23 protein-coding genes and 1 other RNA gene are annotated in these 21863 nt (G+C 68.2%); 11 read left to right on the top strand and 13 right to left on the bottom strand.

The window, feature by feature from the left end; all coding sequences use genetic code 11:
• The first annotated feature begins 115 nt into the window (after positions 1-115).
• The 5 genes from CV103_RS17935 to CV103_RS17955 all read left to right on the top strand — a co-directional run bounded on the left by CV103_RS17935 (position 116) and on the right by CV103_RS17955 (position 3568).
• Positions 116-1024 carry a TraB/GumN family protein gene (locus CV103_RS17935; protein ID WP_107395716.1) on the top strand — a complete coding sequence of 303 codons (909 nt, stop codon included), beginning with the start codon at positions 116-118 and terminating at the stop codon, positions 1022-1024.
• A 122-nt stretch (positions 1025-1146) separates the two neighbouring features.
• Positions 1147-1767: a 50S ribosomal protein L25/general stress protein Ctc gene (locus CV103_RS17940; RefSeq protein ID WP_015458242.1), complete on the top strand. Its 621-nt coding sequence runs from the start codon at positions 1147-1149 to the stop codon at positions 1765-1767.
• A gap of 134 nt (positions 1768-1901) precedes the next feature.
• A complete protein-coding gene (locus CV103_RS17945; protein WP_015458243.1) occupies positions 1902-2342 on the top strand; it encodes a hypothetical protein in 441 nt (146 codons plus the stop codon).
• Positions 2343-2382: 40 nt separating this feature from the next.
• Positions 2383-2955: an aminoacyl-tRNA hydrolase gene (gene pth / locus CV103_RS17950; protein WP_015458244.1), complete on the top strand. Its 573-nt coding sequence runs from the start codon at positions 2383-2385 to the stop codon at positions 2953-2955.
• 10 nt (positions 2956-2965) lie between these two features.
• Positions 2966-3568, top strand: coding sequence for a TIGR02466 family protein (locus CV103_RS17955; protein WP_015458245.1), 603 nt, complete (start codon positions 2966-2968; stop codon positions 3566-3568).
• Positions 3569-3604: 36 nt separating this feature from the next.
• On the opposite strand, the gene CV103_RS17960 is transcribed toward CV103_RS17955, so the two are convergent.
• Positions 3605-3787 (bottom strand): hypothetical protein, encoded by a 183-nt coding sequence (locus CV103_RS17960; protein ID WP_139181775.1) that lies wholly within the window; start codon positions 3785-3787, stop codon positions 3605-3607.
• Positions 3788-3960: 173 nt separating this feature from the next.
• Here CV103_RS17960 and ychF point away from each other — a divergent pair, with 173 nt between their 5' ends.
• From ychF to CV103_RS17975, 3 genes are all read left to right on the top strand, one after another.
• A complete protein-coding gene (gene ychF, locus CV103_RS17965; RefSeq protein WP_015458247.1) occupies positions 3961-5061 on the top strand; it encodes a redox-regulated ATPase YchF in 1101 nt (366 codons plus the stop codon).
• 86 nt (positions 5062-5147) lie between these two features.
• Positions 5148-6401, top strand: a complete 1254-nt coding sequence (locus tag CV103_RS17970; protein ID WP_107395732.1) for an alkaline phosphatase family protein — start codon at positions 5148-5150, stop codon at positions 6399-6401.
• Between the two features lie 81 nt (positions 6402-6482).
• Positions 6483-6914, top strand: coding sequence for an OsmC family protein (locus tag CV103_RS17975; protein WP_070934864.1), 432 nt, complete (start codon positions 6483-6485; stop codon positions 6912-6914).
• Between the two features lie 114 nt (positions 6915-7028).
• Here the strand turns inward: CV103_RS17975 and purH are convergent, their stop codons facing one another.
• The 4 genes from purH to CV103_RS17995 form a co-directional block, all read right to left on the bottom strand.
• Entirely contained in the window at positions 7029-8618 is a 1590-nt protein-coding gene (gene purH / locus CV103_RS17980; RefSeq protein WP_107395719.1) for a bifunctional phosphoribosylaminoimidazolecarboxamide formyltransferase/IMP cyclohydrolase, read from the bottom strand.
• 90 nt (positions 8619-8708) lie between these two features.
• Positions 8709-10454 (bottom strand): heparinase II/III family protein, encoded by a 1746-nt coding sequence (locus CV103_RS17985; RefSeq protein ID WP_107395720.1) that lies wholly within the window; start codon positions 10452-10454, stop codon positions 8709-8711.
• The gene (rpe, locus tag CV103_RS17990; protein WP_015458252.1) at positions 10451-11113 is read right to left on the bottom strand and encodes a ribulose-phosphate 3-epimerase; all 663 of its coding nucleotides are present in this window, start codon (positions 11111-11113) and stop codon (positions 10451-10453) included. The genes CV103_RS17985 and rpe overlap by 4 nt, the downstream gene beginning before the upstream one ends.
• A gap of 12 nt (positions 11114-11125) precedes the next feature.
• Positions 11126-11761 (bottom strand): NUDIX hydrolase, encoded by a 636-nt coding sequence (locus CV103_RS17995; protein WP_107395721.1) that lies wholly within the window; start codon positions 11759-11761, stop codon positions 11126-11128.
• 99 nt (positions 11762-11860) lie between these two features.
• Between CV103_RS17995 and mscL the strand changes: the two genes are divergently transcribed.
• The 3 genes from mscL (at position 11861) to CV103_RS18010 (ending at position 13256) form a co-directional block, all read left to right on the top strand.
• Positions 11861-12280: a large conductance mechanosensitive channel protein MscL gene (mscL, locus tag CV103_RS18000; protein ID WP_015458254.1), complete on the top strand. Its 420-nt coding sequence runs from the start codon at positions 11861-11863 to the stop codon at positions 12278-12280.
• A 35-nt stretch (positions 12281-12315) separates the two neighbouring features.
• Positions 12316-12665: a transfer-messenger RNA gene (gene ssrA, locus CV103_RS18005) on the top strand.
• A gap of 318 nt (positions 12666-12983) precedes the next feature.
• Entirely contained in the window at positions 12984-13256 is a 273-nt protein-coding gene (locus CV103_RS18010; RefSeq protein WP_015458255.1) for a hypothetical protein, read from the top strand.
• 88 nt (positions 13257-13344) lie between these two features.
• Here CV103_RS18010 and pnp read toward each other — a convergent pair whose 3' ends face one another.
• The 8 genes from pnp to infB all read right to left on the bottom strand — a co-directional run.
• Positions 13345-15669, bottom strand: a complete 2325-nt coding sequence (gene pnp, locus CV103_RS18015) for a polyribonucleotide nucleotidyltransferase (protein WP_107395722.1) — start codon at positions 15667-15669, stop codon at positions 13345-13347.
• Positions 15670-15866: 197 nt separating this feature from the next.
• On the bottom strand, positions 15867-16136 hold the full coding sequence (gene rpsO, locus CV103_RS18020) for a 30S ribosomal protein S15 (RefSeq protein WP_015458257.1): 270 nt from the start codon (positions 16134-16136) through the stop codon (positions 15867-15869).
• Between the two features lie 5 nt (positions 16137-16141).
• Positions 16142-17038 (bottom strand): tRNA pseudouridine(55) synthase TruB, encoded by an 897-nt coding sequence (gene truB, locus CV103_RS18025; protein WP_107395723.1) that lies wholly within the window; start codon positions 17036-17038, stop codon positions 16142-16144.
• A gap of 57 nt (positions 17039-17095) precedes the next feature.
• Positions 17096-17533, bottom strand: coding sequence for a DUF6491 family protein (locus CV103_RS18030; protein WP_015458259.1), 438 nt, complete (start codon positions 17531-17533; stop codon positions 17096-17098).
• A 33-nt stretch (positions 17534-17566) separates the two neighbouring features.
• Positions 17567-18127 carry a GNAT family N-acetyltransferase gene (locus CV103_RS18035; protein WP_070934873.1) on the bottom strand — a complete coding sequence of 187 codons (561 nt, stop codon included), beginning with the start codon at positions 18125-18127 and terminating at the stop codon, positions 17567-17569.
• Positions 18120-18701 (bottom strand): thymidine kinase, encoded by a 582-nt coding sequence (locus CV103_RS18040; RefSeq protein WP_107395724.1) that lies wholly within the window; start codon positions 18699-18701, stop codon positions 18120-18122. The genes CV103_RS18035 and CV103_RS18040 overlap by 8 nt, the downstream gene beginning before the upstream one ends.
• Before the next feature lie 284 nt (positions 18702-18985).
• Positions 18986-19414 carry a 30S ribosome-binding factor RbfA gene (gene rbfA / locus CV103_RS18050; protein ID WP_070934877.1) on the bottom strand — a complete coding sequence of 143 codons (429 nt, stop codon included), beginning with the start codon at positions 19412-19414 and terminating at the stop codon, positions 18986-18988.
• A 59-nt stretch (positions 19415-19473) separates the two neighbouring features.
• A partial coding sequence (gene infB, locus CV103_RS18055; RefSeq protein ID WP_245896937.1) for a translation initiation factor IF-2 occupies positions 19474-21863 on the bottom strand: 2390 nt, incomplete at its 5' end.

Below are 21863 nucleotides of genomic sequence, written 5' to 3' on the forward strand. Positions count from 1 at the left end.
CGATATTTCTTCGCATCTGCAAAAATCGCGGCGGACCCTAGCGGCGCGAAGGCATAGCGGCAAGCTGCTTGACCCCGGCTTGCGGGCGGCCCGCCGACACCGGATAAGGCGGGCCATGACGCTCATCTCCAGGCTGCTCTCCGCCGTCCTCGCCATCACGCTCGCCGCCTGCGGCCCCGCCGCCAGCCCGCCCGCAGCCGCGCGGGTGGCGCAGGAAGGCCATCCGGCGCTGTGGAAGCTCGCCGACGAGGATACGACCATCTACCTGTTCGGCACCATCCATGTGCTGCCGGCCGGCTATGAATGGCGCGATGCAGCAATCGACGCGGCGATCGACCGGTCGGACGCGCTGGTGATCGAGGCGGTGATCGACCGGACCGATCCTGCCAAGGCCTTCGCCCTGCTCAGCCGGCTGGGGACGACGCCCGGCCTGCCGCCGCTGCTGGATCGCGTGCCCGCCGACAAGCGCGAGCAGCTTGCCGCGCTGATCGCGCGCAGCCGCCTGCCCCAGCCCTTCCTCGACGGGATGGAGACGTGGAGCGGCGCGCTGATGCTGATGCCGGTGCTGATGAGCGACCTGGGCCTCGACGGGGGCATGGGCGTGGAGGAGCAGCTCGAGGCGCGTTTCAAGGCGGACGGGCGGCCGATCGAGGGGCTGGAGACGGCCGAGCAGCAGCTCCGCGTGCTCGATGGCCTGCCGGAGGACGTGCAGCGCCAGTTCCTGGTCGCGATGATCGACGACGGCACCGCCCAGAAGGCGGAGTTCGATGCGATGCTGGCCGCCTGGTCGCGCGGGGACGAGGCGGCGATCGCGGCGACCTTCGACAAGGACGTGCGCGTATCGCCCGAGCTGCGCGCAGCCCTGCTGGTCCGCCGCAACGCGGCTTGGGCGGATTGGCTGAAAGCGCGGCTGGACCGGCCGGGCACGATTTTCGTCGCGGTGGGCGCCGGCCACCTCGCCGGCCCGGATTCGGTGGTGCGGATGCTGGAGGCGAAGGGGCTGAAGGTGGAGCGCGTGCAATAAAGGGCGGCCGTCCCGTCCGCTTTTGACTCTTGCCCCCCGCTCGGCTATGCGCGCGCCTCCCGTTCCGGTCATCCCTGGAGGCGGTTCGGGCAGATTCAACCCAAGCGAACTGGAGACATGATATGAGCGACACGCTCACGCTGTCGGCCGAGACGCGCGACCGGGCAGGCAAGGGAGCCTCCCGCGCCATCCGTCGTGAAGGCCGCGTCCCCGCCGTTATCTACGGCAACAAGCAGGAACCGCTCTCGATCCATCTGGAAGAGAAGGTGCTGGTGAAGGCCCTGCATACCGGCCACTTCATGAACAGCGTCGTGCTGATCGACGCCGGCGGCCAGCAGATCCGCACCCTGCCGAAGGACATCCAGTTCCACCCGGTCACGGACCGTCCGCTCCACGTCGATTTCCTGCGCATCGGCGAGCACACCACCGTGCACGTCAACGTGCCGGTGACGTTCACCGATGAAGATGCCGCCCCCGGCATCAAGCGCGGCGGCGTGCTCAACATCGTCCAGCACGAGATCGAGCTGATCGTCGACGCGGCCGAGATCCCCGACGAGATTTCGATCTCGCTCAAGGGCCTCGATGTCGGCGCCTCGATCCACATCTCCGAAGTCGCGCTGCCCAAGGGCGCGAAGCCGGCGATCGCCGATCGCGACTTCACCGTCGCGACGATCGTCGCGCCGTCCGCGCTGAAGAGCCAGGAAGGCGACAACGAGACGCCCGCCGAAGGCGAAGGCGAATAACGATCGAGCCGGCGCGGCCTTCGTCCGATCGCATCGGGCGAGCCGCGCCGGCAAATCGGCTTGCGACATTTTCCTGCCCGTCGGATGATGCGATCCGACCGGAAAATGATCCTTTCAGGAAGCGGGAGAACAGCATGCGCGGTGCCAGGATTGCTTTGGGGGCCGCGTGCCTCGCCCTCCTGCCCCAGACGCTGCTGAGCGGAACCGCATTGGCCCAGGCCAAGCCCGCGCCCGCCGCCAAGCCCGGCGATCGCGACGCCTTCTGCTTCATCGCCACCGCCGCCAGCCTTGCGGCGATGCGCCAGAACGAAGCCAAGCTGACCGAGGACAACAAGAAAGCGCTGCCCGCCCTGGTGCAGGCCGTGCCCTTCTTCGCCGGCCGCGTGACCAAGCGGGTTTCGGGCGATGCCCTCACCAAGGTGCTGCGCGACGAGGAAGCCACCTTCCGCGCCAGCAATCGCGGCGTGGAGGCGGTGAACTGCCTCAACATCTTCAGCAGCGGCATGAAGACGATCATCGAGGCGACCCAGCCCGGCGCCACCAAGGCTTCCCCCGCGCCAGCGCAAAAGAAGTAACGGCCGCCCCCGCGCGGCCGACGATCGCGGAATTCCACTGATGCCACAATTATGGGTCGGCCTGGGCAATCCCGGCGCGCAATATGCGATGCATCGCCACAATGTGGGCTTCATGGCGGCGGACGCCATCGCCGAAACCCACGGCTTCGGCCCGGAGAAGAAGGGCTTCCAGGGCTGGGTGCGCGAAGGGCGGATCGGATCGCACAAGATCCTGCTGCTGAAGCCCGCCACCTTCATGAACGAAAGCGGCCGCGCCGTGGGCGAGGCGATGCGCTTCTACAAGCTCGATACCGGCGACGTCACCGTCTTCCATGACGAGCTCGATCTCGCGCCCTTCAAGGTGAAGGTGAAGACCGGCGGCGGCACCGCCGGGCATAACGGCCTGCGATCGACCGAGGCGCATATCGGCAACGCCTTCCGCCGCGTGCGCATCGGCATCGGCCACCCCGGCCACAAGGATCGGGTGACGGGCCATGTGCTGGGCAATTATGCCAAGGCCGAGATGGACGACCTGGCCGGGATGCTGGGCGCCATCGCCGGCGAGGCGCGCTGGCTGGCCGATGGCGACGACGCCCGCTTCATGAGCGAGATCGCGCTGCGCCAGCAGGATTGAGGAAATATCGATGCCCAGCCGTTCGCTGTTCGCGACCCGCTTCTACGAGGACAATATCGGCGACGACGCGCTCGTCGCCGAGCTGGAGGATGCCGTGCGCGCGCTGGCGGCGGAGGATGCGGCGGGGCGCCGCTGGTCCCGCGAGCATGGCTATCGCGGCTATACGAGCTACGCCTCGCTCGCGGATCTGCCGCTGCGCGATCCGCGCTTCGCCGATCTGGTGCGCATCCTCAATCGCCACGTCGCCCGCTTCGCCCTGGATTGCGCCTTCGATCTCGGCGGGCGCAAGCTGAAGCTGGACAGCTTGTGGGTGAACCTGCTGAAGCCCGGCGGCATGCATTCGGGCCATATCCACCCGCACAGCGTGGTTTCCGGCACCGTCTATATCGCCATCCCGCCCGGCGCGGGCGCGCTGAAGCTGGAAGACCCCCGCCTGCCCATGATGATGGCCGCCCCGCAGCGCACGGCCGACGCGCCCGAGGATCTGCGCACCTTCGTGCGCGCCGTCCCCGCGCCGGGCACCATCTTCCTCTGGGAAAGCTGGTTGCGGCACGAGGTGCTGGCCGGCGACGGCAAGCCCGACCGGATCAGCATCAGCTTCAACTATCGCTGAGCGCCGATCGCCGCCGGCCCTAGCGGGCGCGCGAGGCTAGCGCCGGGGATTGCCGAAATCGGTGGCTCCGCCCTGGGCGCCGGCGCCGCCTTCATGGCTGGCCTCGCCGCCGTCCACGGCGCCAGCCCCGGTCCTGCGGCGGATGGCGGCGCGTTCCGCTTCCACCCGTTCCTCGATCAGTTCCTCTTCGGCGCTGGCCGGCTTCCTGCTTTCACCCATTTCATGCTCCTGCATGGCTGGAACGCCCCTCAGGCGACCAACGAAACAGGGTCCGGCCCGTTCCGGCGATGCGGCGAACGGTGACGGAAGCTGGATTTCGCGCCGCGAACCGCCTATCGGCTGTCGCGATCCTCGGGCCGATCCCGGCCCCTTCCAAGACACAAGGTATCTCCATGGGTTTCCGCTGCGGCATCGTCGGCCTCCCGAACGTCGGCAAGTCCACCCTGTTCAACGCGCTGACCGAGACGGCGGCGGCGCAGGCGGCCAATTATCCGTTCTGCACGATCGAGCCCAATGTCGGCCAGGTCGCCGTGCCCGATCCGCGCATGGCGGAAATCGCCAGGATCGCCGGATCGGCCAAGATCCTGGAGACGCAGCTCGCCTTCGTCGACATTGCCGGCCTGGTGCGCGGCGCATCCAAGGGCGAAGGGCTGGGCAACCAGTTCCTCGCCAATATCCGCGAGGTGGACGCCATCGTCCATGTGCTGCGCTGCTTCGAGGATGGGGACATCACCCATGTCGAAGGCAAGGTCGATCCCATCGCCGATGCCGAGACGGTCGAGACCGAGCTGATGCTCGCCGATCTCGAATCGCTGGAAAAGCGGGTGCCCGCCTTCGCCAAGAAGGCCGCGCAGGGCGACAAGGAAGCCAAGGCCGCGGCCTCGGTGCTGGGCCAGGCGCTGGACCTGCTGCGCGACGGCAAGCCCGCGCGGCTGACCGAGCCGAAGGACGAGGATGAGAAGCGCATCTTCGAGACCGCGCAGCTGCTGACCGCCAAGCCCGTGCTCTACGTCTGCAATGTCGAGGAAGCGTCCGCCGCCAACGGCAACGCGCATTCCGCCCGCGTGTTCGAGAAGGCGGCCGCCGAAGGCGCCAGGGCGGTGATCGTATCCGCCGCGATCGAGGCGGAGATCGTCGGCCTCGACCCCGCCGACCGGGCCGATTTCCTGTCCGACCTCGGCCTCCAGGAAACCGGCCTCGCCCGCGTGATCCGCGCGGGCTACGATCTGCTCCACCTCATCACCTTCTTCACCGCCGGCCCCAAGGAAACCCGTGCCTGGACCGTGGAGAAGGGCGCCAAGGCCCCGCAGGCGGCCGGCGTGATCCATACCGATTTCGAACGCGGCTTCATCCGCGCCGAAACCATCTCCTATGCCGATTACGTCGCCTACAAGGGCGAGGCCGGCGCGCGCGAGGCCGGCAAGCTCCGTTCCGAAGGCAAGGAATATGTGGTGCAGGACGGCGATATCATGCTGTTCCGCTTCAACGTCTGATCCCGAACGGGCATATCGCGATGATGGCGGCCGCCGGTGCCGTCATCATCGCGTCGCATTGACGCGTCACAGCCCAGCCCATGTCCATGAAATCCGTTCGTTTCCTGCCCGCCCTTGCCGCCTCCCTCGCTCTCGGCCTGCTTTCGGCCTGCGCCCATGTCGCGGCCGGGCCGGTGCCGGTTGCCGCCGCGATCGAGGAACGGGCGCCCGTCACCATCCTGGTTTCGATCGACGGGTTCCGGCCGGACTATCTCGATCGCGGGCTGACCCCGAATCTGAACGCGCTGGCGGCGGGCGGGGTGAAGGCGGCGATGCGGCCGTCCTTCCCGTCCAAGACCTTCCCCAACCATTATGCGATCGTCACCGGGCTGCGCCCCGATCGCAACGGCATCGTCGGCAACAAAATGGAAGACCCGCGCCGGCCGGGCGTGACCTTCACGCTGGGCGACGCCAAGCAGGCGCTCGACCCCTTCTGGTGGGATGAGGCCGAGCCGATCTGGGTGACGGCCGGCGCGCAGGGCGTGCGCACCGCCACCCTGTTCTGGCCGGGATCGGAAGTGGCCATCCACGGCCGCCGGCCGGACGACTGGTGGCGCTATGACGAGAATATCCCCAACAGCCAGCGGGTGGATGCGGTGATCGACTGGCTGCGCCGCCCGGCGGCGAAGCGGCCGCGCCTGCTGACGCTCTATTTCGACACGGTCGACACCGCCGGCCACGCATATGGGCCGGCGGCGGCGGAGACCGACGGGGCGATCGCCGAGGTCGACCGGCGGATCGGCGATCTCGTGGCCAATCTCGCCGCCATCGGCCAGCCGGCCAATATCGTCGTGGTTTCCGATCACGGCATGGCCGCGACCAGCGACGACCGGGTGATCCGCATCGACCGCATCGTCGATCCCGCCACGATCCGGCTGGTGGCGGACGGCCCCTATGCCGCGATCGATCCGGTGGCCGGCAGCGACGCCCGGTTGGCGGGCGAACTGCTCAAGCCCCACGATCATATGCAATGCTGGCGGAAATCGGAGATTCCGGCCCGTTTCCACTTCGGCGCCAATCCGCGCGTGCCGGCCTATCTGTGCCTGGCCGATCCGGGCTGGCTGATCTTCGCCGCCCAGCCCGCATGGCCGGCCAAGGGCGGCAATCACGGCTATGACAGTGACGCGCCGGACATGCGCGCCACCTTCATCGCGGCAGGACCCGGCATCGGCGGGCGCGGCACGCTGCCCGTTTTCGACAATGTCGACGTCTATCCCCTTCTCGCCCGCCTCGCCGGCATCCGCCCGCGCGAGACGGACGGCGATCCCGCGACGCTGGCCGGGATCGTGGCCGGGCGCTGACGTCCCTTCCGGGGGGACTTTCCTCCGTAACGCATCGCCCGCATGATGCCGCCTCCATCGATCGATGCGAGGAGACAAGCGATGAAGATCGTAAGGCAGGGTTCGGCCGCCTGGTCGGGCGGATTGAAGGACGGGCGCGGCGCGATCAGCACCGAAAGCGGCGCGCTGGATGCCTATCCCTATGGTTTCGCCTCCCGCTTCGAAGGGCAGAAGGGATCGAATCCGGAGGAGCTGATCGGCGCCGCCCACGCCGCCTGCTTCACCATGGCGCTGTCGCTGATCCTGGGCGAGGCCGGGCTGACGGCCGAGAAGATGGAGACCAGCGCCAAGGTGACGCTGGAGAAGCAGGATCAGGGCTTCGCCATCACGGCGAGCGCGCTGACGCTCAAGGCGAAGATTCCCGGCGCCAGCGACGCGCAGTTCCAGGAGCTCGCCGCCGCCGCCAAGGCCAATTGCCCGGTCTCCAAGCTGCTGAAGGCGGATATCAGCCTGGAGGCGACGCTGGAGGGGTGATCCCGGATCGCCGGGCGGAGTCGGGATGGCGCGCCGCTCGCGGTGGCGCGCCTCGACTGCGCTCGCGACGATGCGGCTGTCAGGTCAGGCGCTTCCGCCTGACCTGAGCCGGCCTCAGTGGCGGAAGTGGCGCATGCCGGTGAAGACCATGGCGAGGCCGGCCTCGTCGGCCGCCGCGATCACCTCCGCGTCGCGGATCGATCCGCCCGGCTGGATCACGGCGGTGGCGCCCGCCTCCACCGCCGCCAGCAGGCCATCGGCAAAGGGGAAGAAAGCGTCGGAGGCGACGGCCGAGCCGATGGTGCGCGGTTCCGCCCAGCCGGCCTTCTCGGCCGCGTCCCTGGCCTTCCACGCGGCGATGCGCGCGGATTCGAGGCGGTTCATCTGGCCCGCGCCGACGCCGGCGGTCGAGCCGCCCTTGGCATAGACGATCGCGTTCGACTTCACATGCTTGGCCACCGTCCAGGCGAACAGGCAATCCTCCAGCTCCTGCGCGGTCGGCTGGCGCTTGGTCACCACCTTCAGCATGTCGCGCGTCACGCGGCCATTGTCGCGCGACTGGACGAGCATGCCGCCGGCGATCGACTTCATCGTCAGGCCGGGGCGCGCGGGATCGGGTAGCTCGCCGGTGATGAGCAGGCGAAGATTCTTCTTCCGGGCGAAGACGGCGCGCGCCGCCTCGTCGGCGGCAGGCGCGGCCACCACTTCGGTGAAGATGCCGGAGATCGCCTCCGCCGTCGGCCCGTCCAGCGGGCGGTTGACGGCGATGATGCCGCCGAAGGCGGACACGCTGTCGCAGGCGAGCGCGGCTTCATAGGCCTCGATCAGCGTATCGGCGGATGCGACGCCGCAGGGATTGGCATGCTTCACGATCACCACGGTGGGCGGGCCGTCGCGGAATTCGCTCACCAGCTCCAGCGCGGCATCGGCATCGTTGTAATTGTTGTAGCTCAGCTCCTTGCCCTGCACCTGCTCGGCCTGGGCGATGCCCCGCGCGGACGGGCCGGTGGGGAGGTAGAGCGCCGCCGACTGGTGCGGATTCTCGCCATAGCGCAGCTCCGCGCCCTTCTTCAGCGGCACCGACAGCGCCTGCGGGAAGGATTCGCCCAGATCGGCGAAGGCGAACCAGGAGGCGATCGTCGCGTCATAATTGGCGGTCGCGGCGAAGGCGGTCGCGGCGAGGCGGCGGCGCAGCGCGAAGGAGGTGGCGCCGGCCTTCTCGCCCATCTCGGCGATCAGCGCGCCATAATCGGCCGGATCGGTGACGATCGCGACGAAGGCATGGTTCTTGGCCGCCGAACGGACCATGGACGGGCCGCCGATATCGATATTCTCGATCACCTCGTCGCGTTCCGCGCCCTTCGCCACGGTCTGCGCGAAGGGGTAGAGGTTGACGACGACCAGATCGATCATGCCGATCGCATGGTCGGCGGCGGCGGCCATGTGCGCGGCATCGTCGCGCACCGCCAGCAGGCCGCCATGGACCTTGGGGTGCAGCGTCTTGACGCGGCCGTCCATCATCTCCGGGAAGCCGGTGAGGTCGGAAATGTCGCGCACCTCCAGGCCCGCCTCGCGCAGCGCCTTGGCGGTGCCGCCGGTCGAAACCAGCTCCACGCCGTGGCGGGCGAGCGCGCGGCCCAGATCGGCGAGGCCGGTCTTGTCCGATACGGATAGGAGGGCGCGGGTGATCTTCACGTCGGTCATGGGGCCAAGAATCCTGATGGGGAATTTGGCGCACCCGTTACGGCAATGGCGGCCGCGATTCCACCCGAGTCTTGCCCCGGCGGGGCTGAATCAGCCCGCGCGCTTGAACTGCCAGCTCACCGTGGAGCCGCCGGCGGCGGCCTGCCCTTCGATCACCAGCTGGTGCGTCGGGCAGGGCTGGCCGGTGGGATCGATCCACAGGCTCTCCTCCAGCGTCAGCGTGCCGCCCCGGCAGCGGAATTGCCACGGGCGGCCATCGCCCACCCGCAGCAGGGCGCCGAGGCCGTCGGCCGTCTGCGTCACCTCGATCCCCGGCGCGAGGTGGAAGCGGACGGCGAAATGGGCGGCCGCCCCGCGCCGCCGCCGGCCGGCGGGCAGCAGCACGTCCTCGCCGCGCAATTCGCGCCCGTCGGCGGCCAGCGCAAGCTGGCGCTGGTGGACGAAGCCGAAGCGGCGGACATAGCCGTCATGGCTGGCCTCCACCCGGCTGCCGCCGTCATTCTCCTGCCGGTCGAGCTCCACCTCGCCGACCCCGCGTCCCAGCGAGCCATCGGCATGGATGGCCGTGGAATTGCTGTCCGCCATCACCAGCGTAGAATGGGCGGCGGTGGACCGTAGCGCCTCGGCCAGCGCATCCGGCAGGCGCTGGCCGCCCCGGCCGCCGCCGCAATTGACGATCAGCCGCTGGCCGGCATCGGAAAATTCGAAGCCCAGCGTGGAGGCGCAGCCGCCCTGCGCCAGCCGCGACACCGGCGGCGGCGCGGCATCGATCACCACCACCGCCTGGCCGCAGGCGAGCCGCTGATAGCCCCAGTCCCGCGCCTGGCGAAGCGGGCGGGCGCGCACCGTGGAGGCTTCGACCGCGGCGGAAATGCGCTCGGCGGAAACGGGGGCGCCGCCCTGCCAGCTGGAAAGCGCGCCATCGCCCATGACGACGCCAAGCAGCGCCGGCACCGCGCGCGCCAGCGCATCCTCCACCAGCGGCGATACATCCCGCCGGCGGGCGAGATAGACGCTGCGCAGGTGGGAAAGCAGCTCGATCAGTTCGAGCTGGGCGACCGGCGAGCGGTTGGCGAGGCCGCCGTCGCCATAGAGCGCCTGCGCCAGCGCGCGGCCCAGCCCCGCCTCGCCATGCGCCAGCCGCTGCTCGCCGCCGGGAATGAGGAGGCCGGCCGCGACGACGCCGCACCAGGCGGCGATCCGCGCCGGCCCCTGCGGCGCCTTGTCCGCCCCGCGATCGAGGTGGCGGGCGCCCCGCGCCAGGCTGTTCAGCACCGCCGATCGATAGACCAGATCGCCGCTGGAAAGGATGAAGGGCGCGTAGGACGCCCAGAACAGGATGCGCCGCCCCCACAGGTCCGCGCGCCAAGCGGGCTCGGCGACATGGTTGCCGAAGGCGGCCAGCCACTGCTTCAGCAACTGCTCCGCAACCGGCGCGCCGCGTTCGCGCGGGGCGGCGGCGGCCAGATCGCGCAGCCAGGCGAAGCTGTGGATGTGATCGGCGAAATCGGCCGACACGCCGAGGTTGGAGAAATCGAGCGAGGCGAGCGCGATCGCCTCGCCGCGATGGAGGATGCCGCCTTCCAGGATCGCCTGGCCCGCATGGGCATCGCCCACGATCGGATCGGCGGGCACGGCCAGCAGCTTCAGCGGATAGCGGCCGCGCAGGCGGAGCGCGTGGAGCGGCGTTCGCCACGCCAGCTTGTGCAGGCGATTTGCGAGACGTTCTGCCAAGGAAAGCCCCTGATCACCGGCCACGCGGATAAGCCGCTTGCCGGGTTCGATCCCGTCCTGCCCGTCGATCGCGGGCGGATCGATCGGGCGGGCCCTGCTCACGCCGCCTTCAGCGCCGCGATGTTGGAGGCGTAGGCCGATGGCCCGCCCCGGAAGGTGGCGGTGCCGGCCACGAAGACATCGGCCCCGGCATCGCGCGCCGACCGGATGGTGCCGACGTCGATGCCGCCGTCCACCTCCAGGTCGATCGGCTTGCCCAGCTTGTCGATCATCTTGCGGATCGCCTCGATCTTGCGGAGCTGGCTGGAAATGAAGCTCTGCCCGCCGAAGCCGGGATTGACGCTCATCACCAGGACGAGATCGATCTCCTCCAGCAGATAATCGAGCATCTTGGCCGGCGTCGCGGGATTGAGCGAAACGCCCGCTTTCTTGCCGAGCGCCTTGATCCGCTGGACGGTGCGGTGCGTGTGCGGGCCGGCTTCGGGATGGACGGTGATGATATCGGCGCCCGCCTCGGCAAAGGCATCCAGATAGGCATCGACCGGAGAGATCATCAGGTGGACGTCGAACGGCTTGGCCGAATGGGGGCGCAGCGCCTTCACCACCGCTGGGCCGATGGTGATGTTGGGCACGAAATGCCCGTCCATCACGTCGACATGGATCCAGTCCGCCCCGGCCGCGTCGATGGCGCGGACCTCCTCGCCAAGCTTCGCGAAGTCGGCGGACAGGATGGACGGAGCGATACGGACAGGCGCGGTCATGGGCATATTCGCTTAATGACCCCGGAGCATCGGGGCAAGCGGCGTCGCTGGCGCCTGCCGCCCATCCGGCAAGGTTGACCCGATCAGCCCGGCGCCAAGCAGCAGCAGCAGCTTCACGTCCATCATCACCCTCGCGCGGCGGCGTTCGGCCACGAAATCCGAGACCTCGTCCAGCGGCACGCGGTGGACGACGATATTCTCGCCCTCCACCCCGCCGCCGGGGCCGACGCGCACCAGATCGCGCGCGACAATCAGGGTGAAGGTTTCGGAAACCATGCCCGGCGAGGCGGCGAAGCAGCCCGCATTCTCCAGCCGGCCGGCGCGATAGCCCGTCTCCTCCTCCAGTTCCCGCCCGGCGGCGGCCTCGATCGGCTCGCCCGCCACATCGTCGCCCACCAGCCCGGCGGGCAGCTCGAGGCAGGGCGCGCCCAGCGGCACGCGATATTGCTCCACCAGCAGCACATGGCCGTCGTCCACGGCCAGGATCACCGCGGCGCCGATGCCCCGCGCGCGGCCGACATATTCCCATTTTCCCTTGCGGCGCGCCTCGATGAAGCGGCCCTGCCACAGGATTTCCGCGGGCTGATCGGCATCGTCCGGCCGCGGATGTCCGGCAGCAGAATGTTTTTGGACAGGATCGTGATTCATGCTTCGATCGTTAGGCGAGCGGCCATGCCGTCGCAACGGCGGCCTTGCCATGACGGCACCGAAACGGGAAAGTCGATCGACCAGCAGGGAGACGGGTTCATGCTCAAGGAATTCAAGGCATTCATCAATCGCGGAAACGTGCTCGACCTCGCGGTCGCGGTGATCATCGGTGCCGCGTTCAGCAAGATCGTATCGTCGCTGACCGACGACATCATCATGCCGGTCGTCGGCAAGCTCTTCGGCGGGCTCGATTTTTCGGGCTATTTCATCCGCCTTGGTGAGATTCCCGCCAATTTCGCCGGATCGGCCAACAGCTATGCCGATCTCAAGAAGGCCGGCGTGCCGCTGCTCGGCTATGGCGAGTTCATCACCGTCGCCGTCAATTTCCTGATCGTCGCCTTCATCATCTTCCTGATCGTGCGCGCCGTGAACCGCGCCATCCCGCTGGAAGGCCCCGCCGACACGCCCGACGTGGCGGTGCTGAAGGAGATCCGCGACGAGCTGAAGAAGCGGCCCTGAAGCCTGCCGGAACAATCCGGTCCTGCCGCCCGCCGGGCCTTCTCAACGCCATCGCGCCGCACTATATGGGTGGTGCCGGGTTCGCCCGGCTATGGCGATAAATGATGTCGTGGAATAGATGCAGCGGACCCGGGGGCGGTACCCGGCGGCTCCACCAGAAACCCCTCGCCGATCCGGCAAGGGGCTCCTGACGGGGCCGAACTAGGATCGACGTGTGTTCAAAGACGATGTTTTTGCCCGGCCTGAATGCGCCGTAAAACCGTTCAAACCTACAAGTGCCAACGACAACGAGGCGCTCGCGATTGCCGCGTAACCTAGTCCTCACGGACGAAGTTACAAAGCTTTAGCGCGGTTCGGTCCGCACCGGGCAACAGAAGCGGAATCCAGCGGCACGGGGAGCGCCGGGCAACAGAAGCTCCCCACTTCCTATCCGGCGGCATTCCTCGCGCCGATTCCCCTTTATATTTCAGCGGCTCTCCCGGCGCTTTCGCCGGCGCCCGCCAACGTCCCATCCGGCTTTCCGCAACGCTTCGTCGCGATTCCGGGAACTGCGCGCGCTTTCAACGCTTACATCCTTTCGTCGCGCAACGATGCCGCGGCGAAACGAACGGCGGCCGACGGCCCCGTTCGGACTTTTGGTGTCGCGATTGCGCGTTGCAGGAGGCGCAACCGGAATCGCGCTGGGACGAAGCAGGGGATTTGCATGAATCGCATGATCAAGCTCACCGCCATCGCGGCTTTCGCCGCGCTTGCCGCCTGCGGTGGCAAGGGCGATGACTCGTTGGCCGCCAATGTCGAGCAGGCCTATGACAACCAGGCCGACCAGCTCGATGCGATCGCGGACAACACCACCAACGACGCGCAGGCCGATGCCATCGAGGATCAGGCCGACACGCTTCGCCAGGAAGGCGATAACCGGGCCGACGCGATCGACGCGGCCGATGTGAACGCGGCCGCCACCCACAACGGGCTGTAACCTTCCCCGCAATTCCGGGAACGGACCGGCGGAAACAGAAAAGGGGGCCGATGGCCCCCTTTTCCATATTCCGATCCGGGAAAGTGGATCAGTCGTCGTCGCGCTTCAGGAAAGCGGGCGCGAATTCCGGCGCGGGGCCGTCATCATTGTCCCGCTCGCGGCGCGGACCGCGATCGCCGCGATCCCGGCGCGGGCCGCGATCGCCACCCTCGCGGCGGCGGTCGCCACGATCACCCCGATCGCCGCGATCACCCCGGTCGGCACGCGGACCGCGATCGCCGCCTTCGCGCGGCTCGCGCGCGGGGCGGGTATCTTCCAGTTCGGCGCCGGTTTCCTGATCGACGACGCGCATCGACAGGCGCACCTTGCCGCGCTGGTCGACTTCCAGCACCTTGACCTTCACTTCCTGGCCTTCGGACAGGACGTCCGACACCTTGGCCACGCGCTCGTTCTTGATTTCCGAGACGTGGACCAGGCCGTCGCGGCCGCCCATGAAGTTCACGAAAGCACCGAAATCGACGAGGTTCACCACCTTGCCGGTGTAGACCTTGCCCACTTCCGGCTCGGCGACGATGCCGATGATCCAGTTCTTCGCGGCCTCGATCTTGTCGAGGTCGGACGAGCTGATCTTGACGGTGCCGTCATCCTCGATGTCGACCTTCGCGCCGGTCTGGGCGACGATCTCGCGGATCACCTTGCCGCCGGTGCCGATCACGTCGCGGATCTTCTCCTTCGGCACGGTCATCGTCTCGATGCGCGGGGCATGGGCCGAAAGCTCGGTGCGGGTGTGATCCAGCGCCTTCGCCATCTCGCCCAGGATGTGGGCGCGGCCGTCGCTCGCCTGGTGGAGCGCGACCTTCATGATCTCCTCGGTGATGCCGGCGATCTTGATGTCCATCTGCAGGCTGGTGATGCCTTCGGACGTGCCGGCCACCTTGAAGTCCATGTCGCCCAGATGATCCTCGTCACCCAGGATGTCGGACAGGACGGCGAAGTCCTTGCCTTCCAGGATCAGGCCCATGGCGATGCCGGACACCGGGCGCTTGATCGGCACGCCGGCATCCATCAGCGCCAGCGATCCGCCGCAGACGGTGGCCATCGACGACGAGCCGTTGGACTCGGTGATGTCGGACGTCAGGCGGATCGTGTAGGGGAATTCCTCCTTGGTCGGCAGCACGCCATGCAGCGCGCGCCACGCCAGCTTGCCATGGCCGACTTCGCGACGGCCCGGCGCGCCGAAGCGGCCCACTTCACCCACCGAATAAGGCGGGAAGTTGTAGTGGAGCATGAAATGCTCGTAGCGCAGGCCGTTCAGCCCGTCGATCATCTGCTCCGCATCCTTGGTGCCCAGGGTGCAGGTCGAGATCGACTGGGTTTCGCCGCGGGTGAACAGCGCCGAGCCATGGGCGCGCGGCAGGAAGTGCGCTTCCGCCACGATCGGGCGGACGGTCTTCGTGTCGCGGCCGTCGATGCGGCGGCCATCCTTGAGGATCGCGGTGCGGACGATCTCCGCCTCCAGCTTCTTGACGAGCTTGGAAGCGACCATCTGGTCCTGCGGGCTCGCATCGGCGAAGGCTTCCTTGGCCTTGGCGCGCGCCGCGTTGAGCGCGTTCGAGCGATCGGACTTGTTGATCAGCTTGTAGGCGGCCGCGATATCCTTGCCGACGAGCTTCTTGAGCTTCGCCTTCATGGCGCTGGTATCGGGCTGGGCGGCCAGTTCCCACGGGTCCTTGGCGGCGGCTTCGGCGAGATCGATGATCGCGTCGATCACCTTCTGCATCTCGCGATGGCCGAACATGACGGCGCCGAGCATCACGTCTTCCGAAAGCTCCTTGGCTTCGGATTCGACCATCATCACCGCATCGTGGGTGCCGGCGACGACGAGGTCCAGATCGCCCTCGGCGACCTGCGCGTCGGTCGGGTTCAGGATATATTCGCCATCCTTGAAACCGACGCGGGCGGCGCCGATCGGGCCCATGAAGGGCACGCCGGAAAGGGTGAGCGCGGCCGACGCAGCGATCATCGCCAGGATATCGGGCTCGTTCTCGCCATCATAGCTCAGCACCTGGGCGATGACGTTGATCTCGTTGTAGAACCCTTCCGGGAACAGCGGGCGGACCGGGCGGTCGATCAGGCGGGAGACCAGCGTCTCCTTCTCGGTCGCGCCGCGTTCACGCTTGAAGAAGCCGCCGGGGATGCGGCCCGACGAGAAATACTTCTCCTGATAATGGACGGTGAGGGGGAAGAAATCCTGCCCTTCCTTCACGCTGCGCGCAGCCGTGACGGCGCAGAGCACAACGGTTTCGCCGAGGGTCGCGACCACCGCGCCGTCGGCCTGGCGGGCGACACGGCCCGTTTCCAGAGTGAGCGTCTGGCCGCCCCACTGGATTTCCTGCTTCTTGATGTCGAACATCTCTTTTCCTTCCTGCCGCCGGCCCTATGCCGGCGGGGCCTGTAGCGGGGCCGGCATCCGGCCCCATGGTCGGGCGTCCTGCCCGAAACCGGATCACGGCCGTATGCCGGATCCGGGAGGATGTTCCGGGGCGAAATCCTGATCCCCGAAACGAGAAACGGCCCCGCGAGGGGGCCGTTCCGGTCAGTGGCTTCAGCTCACTTGCGAAGCCCGAGCTTGGCGACGATGTCCGCGTAGCGGCCCGCATCTTCCCGCTTGAGGTAGTCGAGAAGGCTGCGACGCTTGTTGACCAGCATCAGCAGACCACGACGCGAATGGTTGTCCTTGGCGTGGGTCTTGAAGTGCTCGGTCAGGTTGGCGATGCGCTCCGAAAGGATCGCGACCTGGACTTCGGGGCTGCCGGTATCGCCTTCGCCACGGGCGTGGGTGGCAATCAGCTCGGCCTTGCGTGCAGCGGTAATCGTCATTCAATTCATCCTTCGACATCGCGAATGTTGAAGCCGCGCACCACCCGTATCTCCGGGCCGGAAACCTCCACGAGGGCGACGGGGACTTGGCCCGATACCGCCAGATGAAGGCCTTGGTGCTTGGCGATCCCGATCAACTTCCGCCCCTCGCGGAGCGCCCTTGCCTGATCGGGACTGACCGCGAGAGCCGGGATGTCGTCCAGCCCCGCCGTCAATGGCAGGAGTATGTCTTCAAGCGCGTGGCCCTTAGCGGATTCCTCCAGCTTGTCCAGCGAAATCGCCTGATCCAGGGTGAATGGCCCCGCCTTGGTCCGCCGCAACATGGTGACGTGGCCAACGGTATCAAGGGCATAAGCGATATCGCGGGCGAGGCTGCGGATATAGGTGCCCTTGGAGACGCGGGCGGAAAGCGTGGCGCCCGCCCCGTCCCATGCCGAAAGCCGGAGATCGTGGATCGTGACGGCGCGGGATTTCAGCACCACCTCCTCGCCGGCGCGCGCCAGATCATAGGCCCGCGCCCCATCCACCTTCAGCGCCGAGAAAGCGGGCGGCACCTGATCGATCGGACCGGTGAAGCGCGGCAGCACCGCCTCCGCCGCCGCGCGCGACGGCCGGACATCGGAGGTGGCGATCGCCTTGCCCTCGGCATCCAGCGTGTCGGTCTCCGTGCCGAAGCCGATGGTGAAGTCATAGGCCTTGTCGGCGTCCAGCATCCGCCCCGAAAGCTTGGTCGCCTCGCCCACCGCGATGGGGAGCACGCCGGAGGCAAGCGGATCGAGCGTGCCGCCATGGCCCACCTTGTGCTTGCCATAGCCGCCCTGGCGCAGCACCCGCTTCACCGCCGATACCACCTGCGTGGAGCCGATGCCCACCGGCTTGTCGATTATGATCCATCCGTCCATCGGCGGGCGTCTAGACCATTTTCCGCGCGCGGGGACCGGAAAATGCGGTTGGCGCCGTCAGCCCTGATCGTCCTCGGGCGGATCGCTTTGCGGCGCCTTGCCGCCATGATGGTGCGCATGGGTCTTCCCGCGCGCCGGCGGGGGCGCCGGGCTGGCGACGAGGCTCTTCAGCGGACAGCGCCGGCCACGGACGACGATGGTGGAGAAGCGATCGAAGCTGCTCGTGCCGCCGGTGTCGAAGCCGATCACCTCCGCCAGATCGAGATCGAGGCAATTGCCCATCAGCTCGGCCTTATACCAGCGGCCCCGTATATCCTGGATGTAGAGCGTATCGCGCCCTTCCACCCGATAATCGTTGATCGATTCCGATCCCAGGAACGGGATGGCAGCCTCACGCGCGGCAGGCGCCGCCTCCGGATCGGGCGCCTGCCCCGCCATGGCGGGGGACGCCAGCATCAGCGCGAGCAGGGCGACGGTGCAAGGATGCCGTGTCATATCCTTCCTCCGGCGACCCGCTTATCGCGGCCGTCATGAACCGGCGGTGAAACGGGCGCGCCATTCGTCCGCGAGGATCGAGTAGAGGACGGTATCACGCAAATGGCCGTTCCAGGTGATTCGTTCCTGGCGCAGCACGCCTTCCTTCACCCCGCCCAGCTTCTCCACCGCCGCCATCGACCGGCCGTTGCGCGCATCGATGCGGAATTCGATGCGGCGGAAACCGCAGGCGATCGCATGATCGATCATCAGCCGCTTGATCCGGCCGTTGAGGCCGGTGCCGCGCGCGGCGGGCGCGATATAGCTGTTGCCGATCTCCAGGAGGCCCTTGCCCGCATCGACGCCCAGATAGGCGGTCATGCCGATCACCGCATCGTCCTGCAGGATGGCGAAGCCCAGCCGCGCCGGATTGGCCATCAGCGCATCGAAGCTCGCATCGAAATGATCGGGATCGTAGGAGACGTTGTAAATCGCCCAGATGTCCGCATCGGCCGCGCAGGCCGCGCGCAGCGCCTCGCGGTGGCGTTCCTCCAGCGGCACCAGCCGCGCATCGCCCTCGACGAGGGGAACCAGCAGGCGGGCGGCGTCAGCCATTGCGCATCCTTTCCATGAAGTGGCGGCGGCAGAGCGCGACATAACGGTCGTTCCCGCCGATCTCGGTCTGCGCGCCCTCGCGCACCGCGCGGCCCATGGCGTCGGTGCGCAAGTTCATCGTCGCCTTGGCGCCGCACTCGCAGATCGCCTTGATCTCGACCAGCGCATCGGCCAGCGCGAGCAGATGGGCGCTGCCTTCGAACAGCTCCGCCCGGAAATCGGTGCGCAGGCCGTAAGCCAGCACGGGAATGCCCAGATCGTCGCAGATCGAGGCGAGCTGGAACACCTGATCGCGGGTCAGGAACTGCGCCTCGTCCACCAGCACGCAGGCGAGCGGGCGGCGCGCCAGCTCGCTTTCCACCTCGCCGCGCAGGTCGGTCGCGACATCGAAGGGGAAGGCTTCCGCCTCCAGCCCGATCCGCGAGCTGATCCGGCCCGGCGCATAGCGATCGTCGATCGCGGCGGTGAACAGCATGGTTTCCATGCCGCGCTCGCGATAGTTGAAATCGGCCTGCAGCAGCGTGGCGGATTTCCCCGCATTCATCGAGGCGTAGTAGAAATAGAGCTTGGCCATCGCGCTGCCCTTAAAGCGGTTTCCGCCCCTGCGAAACCGGCCAGATGGCCTGTCCCGCCCCGGCCCGTCCGTCGCAAAACTGCAACCCCGCCGTCATCATCCTTATCCTTCCGCCATGGCAGAAGGGCGCGGGGACGAAGAACAGGGAGGCAAGGGACATGATGTTGTTGGAGCTTGCGCGCCGCATCCGGCTCATCATCACCGCGACCGGCGTGGTCATCGGCTGGGCCGCCGGCGCGCAGTGACCGGCTGACCGCCGGGCACGGGGCCGGGCAAGGGCCGGGTCAGCCGTCCCGGTCGGCCTCGCCGTCGCCGCCGGCATCGTCCGGGTCGAGATCGCGGGCGATTTCCGGCCGGCGCAGCAGCGCATCGATGTGGCTGCCCTCGTCGAAGCTCTCGTCCGCCAGGAATTTGAGCTTCGCGGCATATTTGGTGTTCACCCGGCGCGCCACCTCGCTCTGGAGATAGGCGGTGTTGGTGCGCAGCGCCTTCAGCACCTTCTCCTCGTCCGCGCCCAGCAGCGGCTTCACGAAGGCGGTGGCGTGGCGCAGGTCGGGCGACATGCGCACCTCCGTCACCGATACGGTGTGGCTGGCGAGCACATCGTCATGCACGTCGCCGCGCATCAGGATGTCGGCAAGCGCATGGCGCACCTGCTCGCCGACCCGGAGCACGCGGACGGACTTGCCTTCGGGGGTTTCGTTGCGGCGCATGGCGCGGCCTTTTCACAAGCTGGGCGCCGGCCCGGCGCGAACCGGGCCGGCGCGAACGATCACAGGGTGCGCGCGCGTTCCTCGACCTCGAACGTCTCGAGGAAGTCGCCCGGCTTGATGTCGGTCGATCCTTCCAGCGTGACGCCGCACTCCAGGCCGGCGCGGACCTCCGGCACGTCGTCCTTGAAGCGACGCAGCGAGGCGATCGAGCCGTTGTAGATGATGACGTCGTCGCGGGTGAGGCGGGCGCGGAGCGCCTTGCGGATATAGCCTTCCACGACGAGCAGGCCCGCCGCCTTGCCATGCTTGCCGGCGGAGAACACCTCGCGGACCTCGGCGCGGCCGACGACCGTCTCGAAATATTCCGGCCCGAGTTGGCCGGCCATCGCGGCGCGGATCTCGTCCAGCAGATCGTAGATCACGTCATAATATTTGAGCGCGACCCCATCCCGCGTGGCGATTTCCCGCGCCTTGGCGTTGGCGCGGACATTGAAGCCGATGATCGGCGCCTTGGAGGCGGCGGCCAGCGTGACATCGCTTTCCGTGATGCCGCCGACGCCCGAGTGCAGGATGCGCACCTGGATATCGTCGGTCGAGATCTTGTTGAGCGAGCCGATGATCGCTTCGACCGACCCTTGCGTGTCGGCCTTCACCACCACCGGATATTGCTGGGCCTGCTTGTCGCGCAGCGCCGAGAACATCGATTCCAGGCTGGCCGGGGCCGCCGTCGTCCGCTTCTGGTGGATGACGCTGGCGCGATAGGCCGCGACCTCGCGGGCGCGCGCCTCATTCTCGACCACCGAGAGCGGATCGCCCGCGCCCGGCACGCCGGAAAGGCCCAGCACCTCGACCGGGGTCGAGGGGCCGGCTTCCTTCACCTGCTGGCCCTTGTCGTTGACCAGCGCGCGGACCTTGCCGCTTTCGGCGCCGACGACGAAGATGTCGCCCACCTTCAGCGTGCCGCGGCCGACGAGGATCGTGGCGACGGGGCCGCGGCCCTTGTCCAGCTTGGCTTCCACCACCGTGCCTTCGGCCGGGCGATCGGGATTGGCCTTCAGCTCCATCACCTCGGCCTGGAGCTGGATCTTCTCGATCAGCTCGTCGAGGCCGGTGCGCTTGAGCGCGGAGACTTCCACCTCCTGCACGTCGCCGCCCATGCTTTCGACCTGGACGTCATATTGCAGCAGGGCCTCGCGCACGCGCTGCGGATTGCCGCCCGGCTTGTCGACCTTGTTGATCGCGATGATCATCGGCACGCCGGCCGCCTTGGTGTGGTTGATCGCCTCGATCGACTGCGGGCGGATGCCGTCGTCGGCGGCGACCACGATCACCACGATATCGGTGATGTTGGCGCCGCGGGCGCGCATCTCGCTGAACGCCTCGTGGCCGGGCGTATCGAGGAAGGTGATCTTCGATCCGTCCTTCACCGTCACCTGATAGGCGCCGATATGCTGGGTGATGCCGCCGGCCTCGCCCGAGGCCACGTCGGTGCCGCGCAGGGCATCGAGCAGGCTCGTCTTGCCGTGATCGACATGGCCCATGATCGTCACGACCGGCGGGCGCGGCTTCAGCGTATCGGGCGCGTCCACGTCGTCGGCGGTGACGATGTCGACGTCGCTTTCGGATACGCGCTTGATGTTATGGCCGAATTCCGTGACCAGCAGCTCGGCCGTATCCTGGTCGATCGACTGGTTGACGGTGACGGGCATGCCCATCTTGAACAGCGCCTTCACCAGGTCCGCGCCGCGTTCGGCCATGCGGTTGGCAAGCTCGCCCACCGTGATGGTTTCCGGCACGATCACGTCGCGCACCTGCTTGGCGGCGGGGCCGCCCATCTGGTGGGCACGCTTTTCCTTCTCGCGGGCGCGCTTGAGCGCGGCGAGGCTGCGCGCACGCGCGCCGCCGTCGCCGTCGTCCAGCGCGCGGGTGACGGTGAGCTTGCCCGACTGGCGGCGGTCATCGCCCTTGCGATCGCGCGAAGGCTTGGCCGGCTCGGGCCGCTTGGGCGCGACGACGGGCGTGAAGCGACGCGGCGGCGGGGTGGACGAAGCGGGCGCCCGTTCGCCGGCCGGGGCCTCCGCGGCGGGCGCCGCAGTCGCGGCCTGGGCGGCCTCCTCGGTTTCCCTGGCGGCGCGCGCGGCGGCTTCCTCGGCCTCCCTGGCGGCGGCCTTGGCGGCCTCCTCCTCGGCGCGGCGATTCTCCTCGGCGCGGCGGCGCTCCTCTTCGGTCGCCTCCTGCTTCTCGCGCTCCTCGCGGCGACGCGCTTCCTCGAGCGCGGTCATACGCGCTTCCTCGGCCTCGCGCAGCAGGCGTTCCTGCATCTCGCGCCGTTCGAGCGGCGTCATCGGCCGCATCGAGGCCGGGCGCGGCGTCGGCGCAGGCGCGGCGGCGCGCGGCGCGGCCGGCTTCGGGGCAGGCGCTGGCTTGGCGGCCGGCGCGGGGGTGGGCG

Source organism: Edaphosphingomonas fennica, from assembly GCF_003034225.1.
Taxonomy (GTDB): Bacteria; Pseudomonadota; Alphaproteobacteria; order Sphingomonadales; family Sphingomonadaceae; genus Sphingomonas_E; species Sphingomonas_E fennica.

What these genes read in the sequence shown, in the direction of transcription:
- CV103_RS18035 (WP_070934873.1), bottom strand. Translation starts at nt 18,127, where the DNA reads ATGGCTGACGCCGCCCGCCTGCTGGTTCCCCTCGTCGAGGGCGATGCG.
- rpsO (WP_015458257.1), bottom strand. Translation starts at nt 16,136, where the DNA reads ATGACGATTACCGCTGCACGCAAGGCCGAGCTGATTGCCACCCACGCC.
- CV103_RS17945 (WP_015458243.1), top strand. Translation starts at nt 1,902, where the DNA reads ATGCGCGGTGCCAGGATTGCTTTGGGGGCCGCGTGCCTCGCCCTCCTG.
- CV103_RS18010 (WP_015458255.1), top strand. Translation starts at nt 12,984, where the DNA reads ATGAATCGCATGATCAAGCTCACCGCCATCGCGGCTTTCGCCGCGCTT.
- CV103_RS17960 (WP_139181775.1), bottom strand. Translation starts at nt 3,787, where the DNA reads ATGGGTGAAAGCAGGAAGCCGGCCAGCGCCGAAGAGGAACTGATCGAG.
- CV103_RS18030 (WP_015458259.1), bottom strand. Translation starts at nt 17,533, where the DNA reads ATGACACGGCATCCTTGCACCGTCGCCCTGCTCGCGCTGATGCTGGCG.
- CV103_RS17995 (WP_107395721.1), bottom strand. Translation starts at nt 11,761, where the DNA reads ATGAATCACGATCCTGTCCAAAAACATTCTGCTGCCGGACATCCGCGG.
- CV103_RS17970 (WP_107395732.1), top strand. Translation starts at nt 5,148, where the DNA reads ATGAAATCCGTTCGTTTCCTGCCCGCCCTTGCCGCCTCCCTCGCTCTC.
- CV103_RS17955 (WP_015458245.1), top strand. Translation starts at nt 2,966, where the DNA reads ATGCCCAGCCGTTCGCTGTTCGCGACCCGCTTCTACGAGGACAATATC.
- pth (WP_015458244.1), top strand. Translation starts at nt 2,383, where the DNA reads ATGCCACAATTATGGGTCGGCCTGGGCAATCCCGGCGCGCAATATGCG.
- pnp (WP_107395722.1), bottom strand. Translation starts at nt 15,669, where the DNA reads ATGTTCGACATCAAGAAGCAGGAAATCCAGTGGGGCGGCCAGACGCTC.
- rbfA (WP_070934877.1), bottom strand. Translation starts at nt 19,414, where the DNA reads ATGCGCCGCAACGAAACCCCCGAAGGCAAGTCCGTCCGCGTGCTCCGG.
- rpe (WP_015458252.1), bottom strand. Translation starts at nt 11,113, where the DNA reads ATGACCGCGCCTGTCCGTATCGCTCCGTCCATCCTGTCCGCCGACTTC.
- ychF (WP_015458247.1), top strand. Translation starts at nt 3,961, where the DNA reads ATGGGTTTCCGCTGCGGCATCGTCGGCCTCCCGAACGTCGGCAAGTCC.
- truB (WP_107395723.1), bottom strand. Translation starts at nt 17,038, where the DNA reads ATGGACGGATGGATCATAATCGACAAGCCGGTGGGCATCGGCTCCACG.
- CV103_RS17940 (WP_015458242.1), top strand. Translation starts at nt 1,147, where the DNA reads ATGAGCGACACGCTCACGCTGTCGGCCGAGACGCGCGACCGGGCAGGC.
- CV103_RS18040 (WP_107395724.1), bottom strand. Translation starts at nt 18,701, where the DNA reads ATGGCCAAGCTCTATTTCTACTACGCCTCGATGAATGCGGGGAAATCC.
- CV103_RS17935 (WP_107395716.1), top strand. Translation starts at nt 116, where the DNA reads ATGACGCTCATCTCCAGGCTGCTCTCCGCCGTCCTCGCCATCACGCTC.
- purH (WP_107395719.1), bottom strand. Translation starts at nt 8,618, where the DNA reads ATGACCGACGTGAAGATCACCCGCGCCCTCCTATCCGTATCGGACAAG.
- mscL (WP_015458254.1), top strand. Translation starts at nt 11,861, where the DNA reads ATGCTCAAGGAATTCAAGGCATTCATCAATCGCGGAAACGTGCTCGAC.
- CV103_RS17975 (WP_070934864.1), top strand. Translation starts at nt 6,483, where the DNA reads ATGAAGATCGTAAGGCAGGGTTCGGCCGCCTGGTCGGGCGGATTGAAG.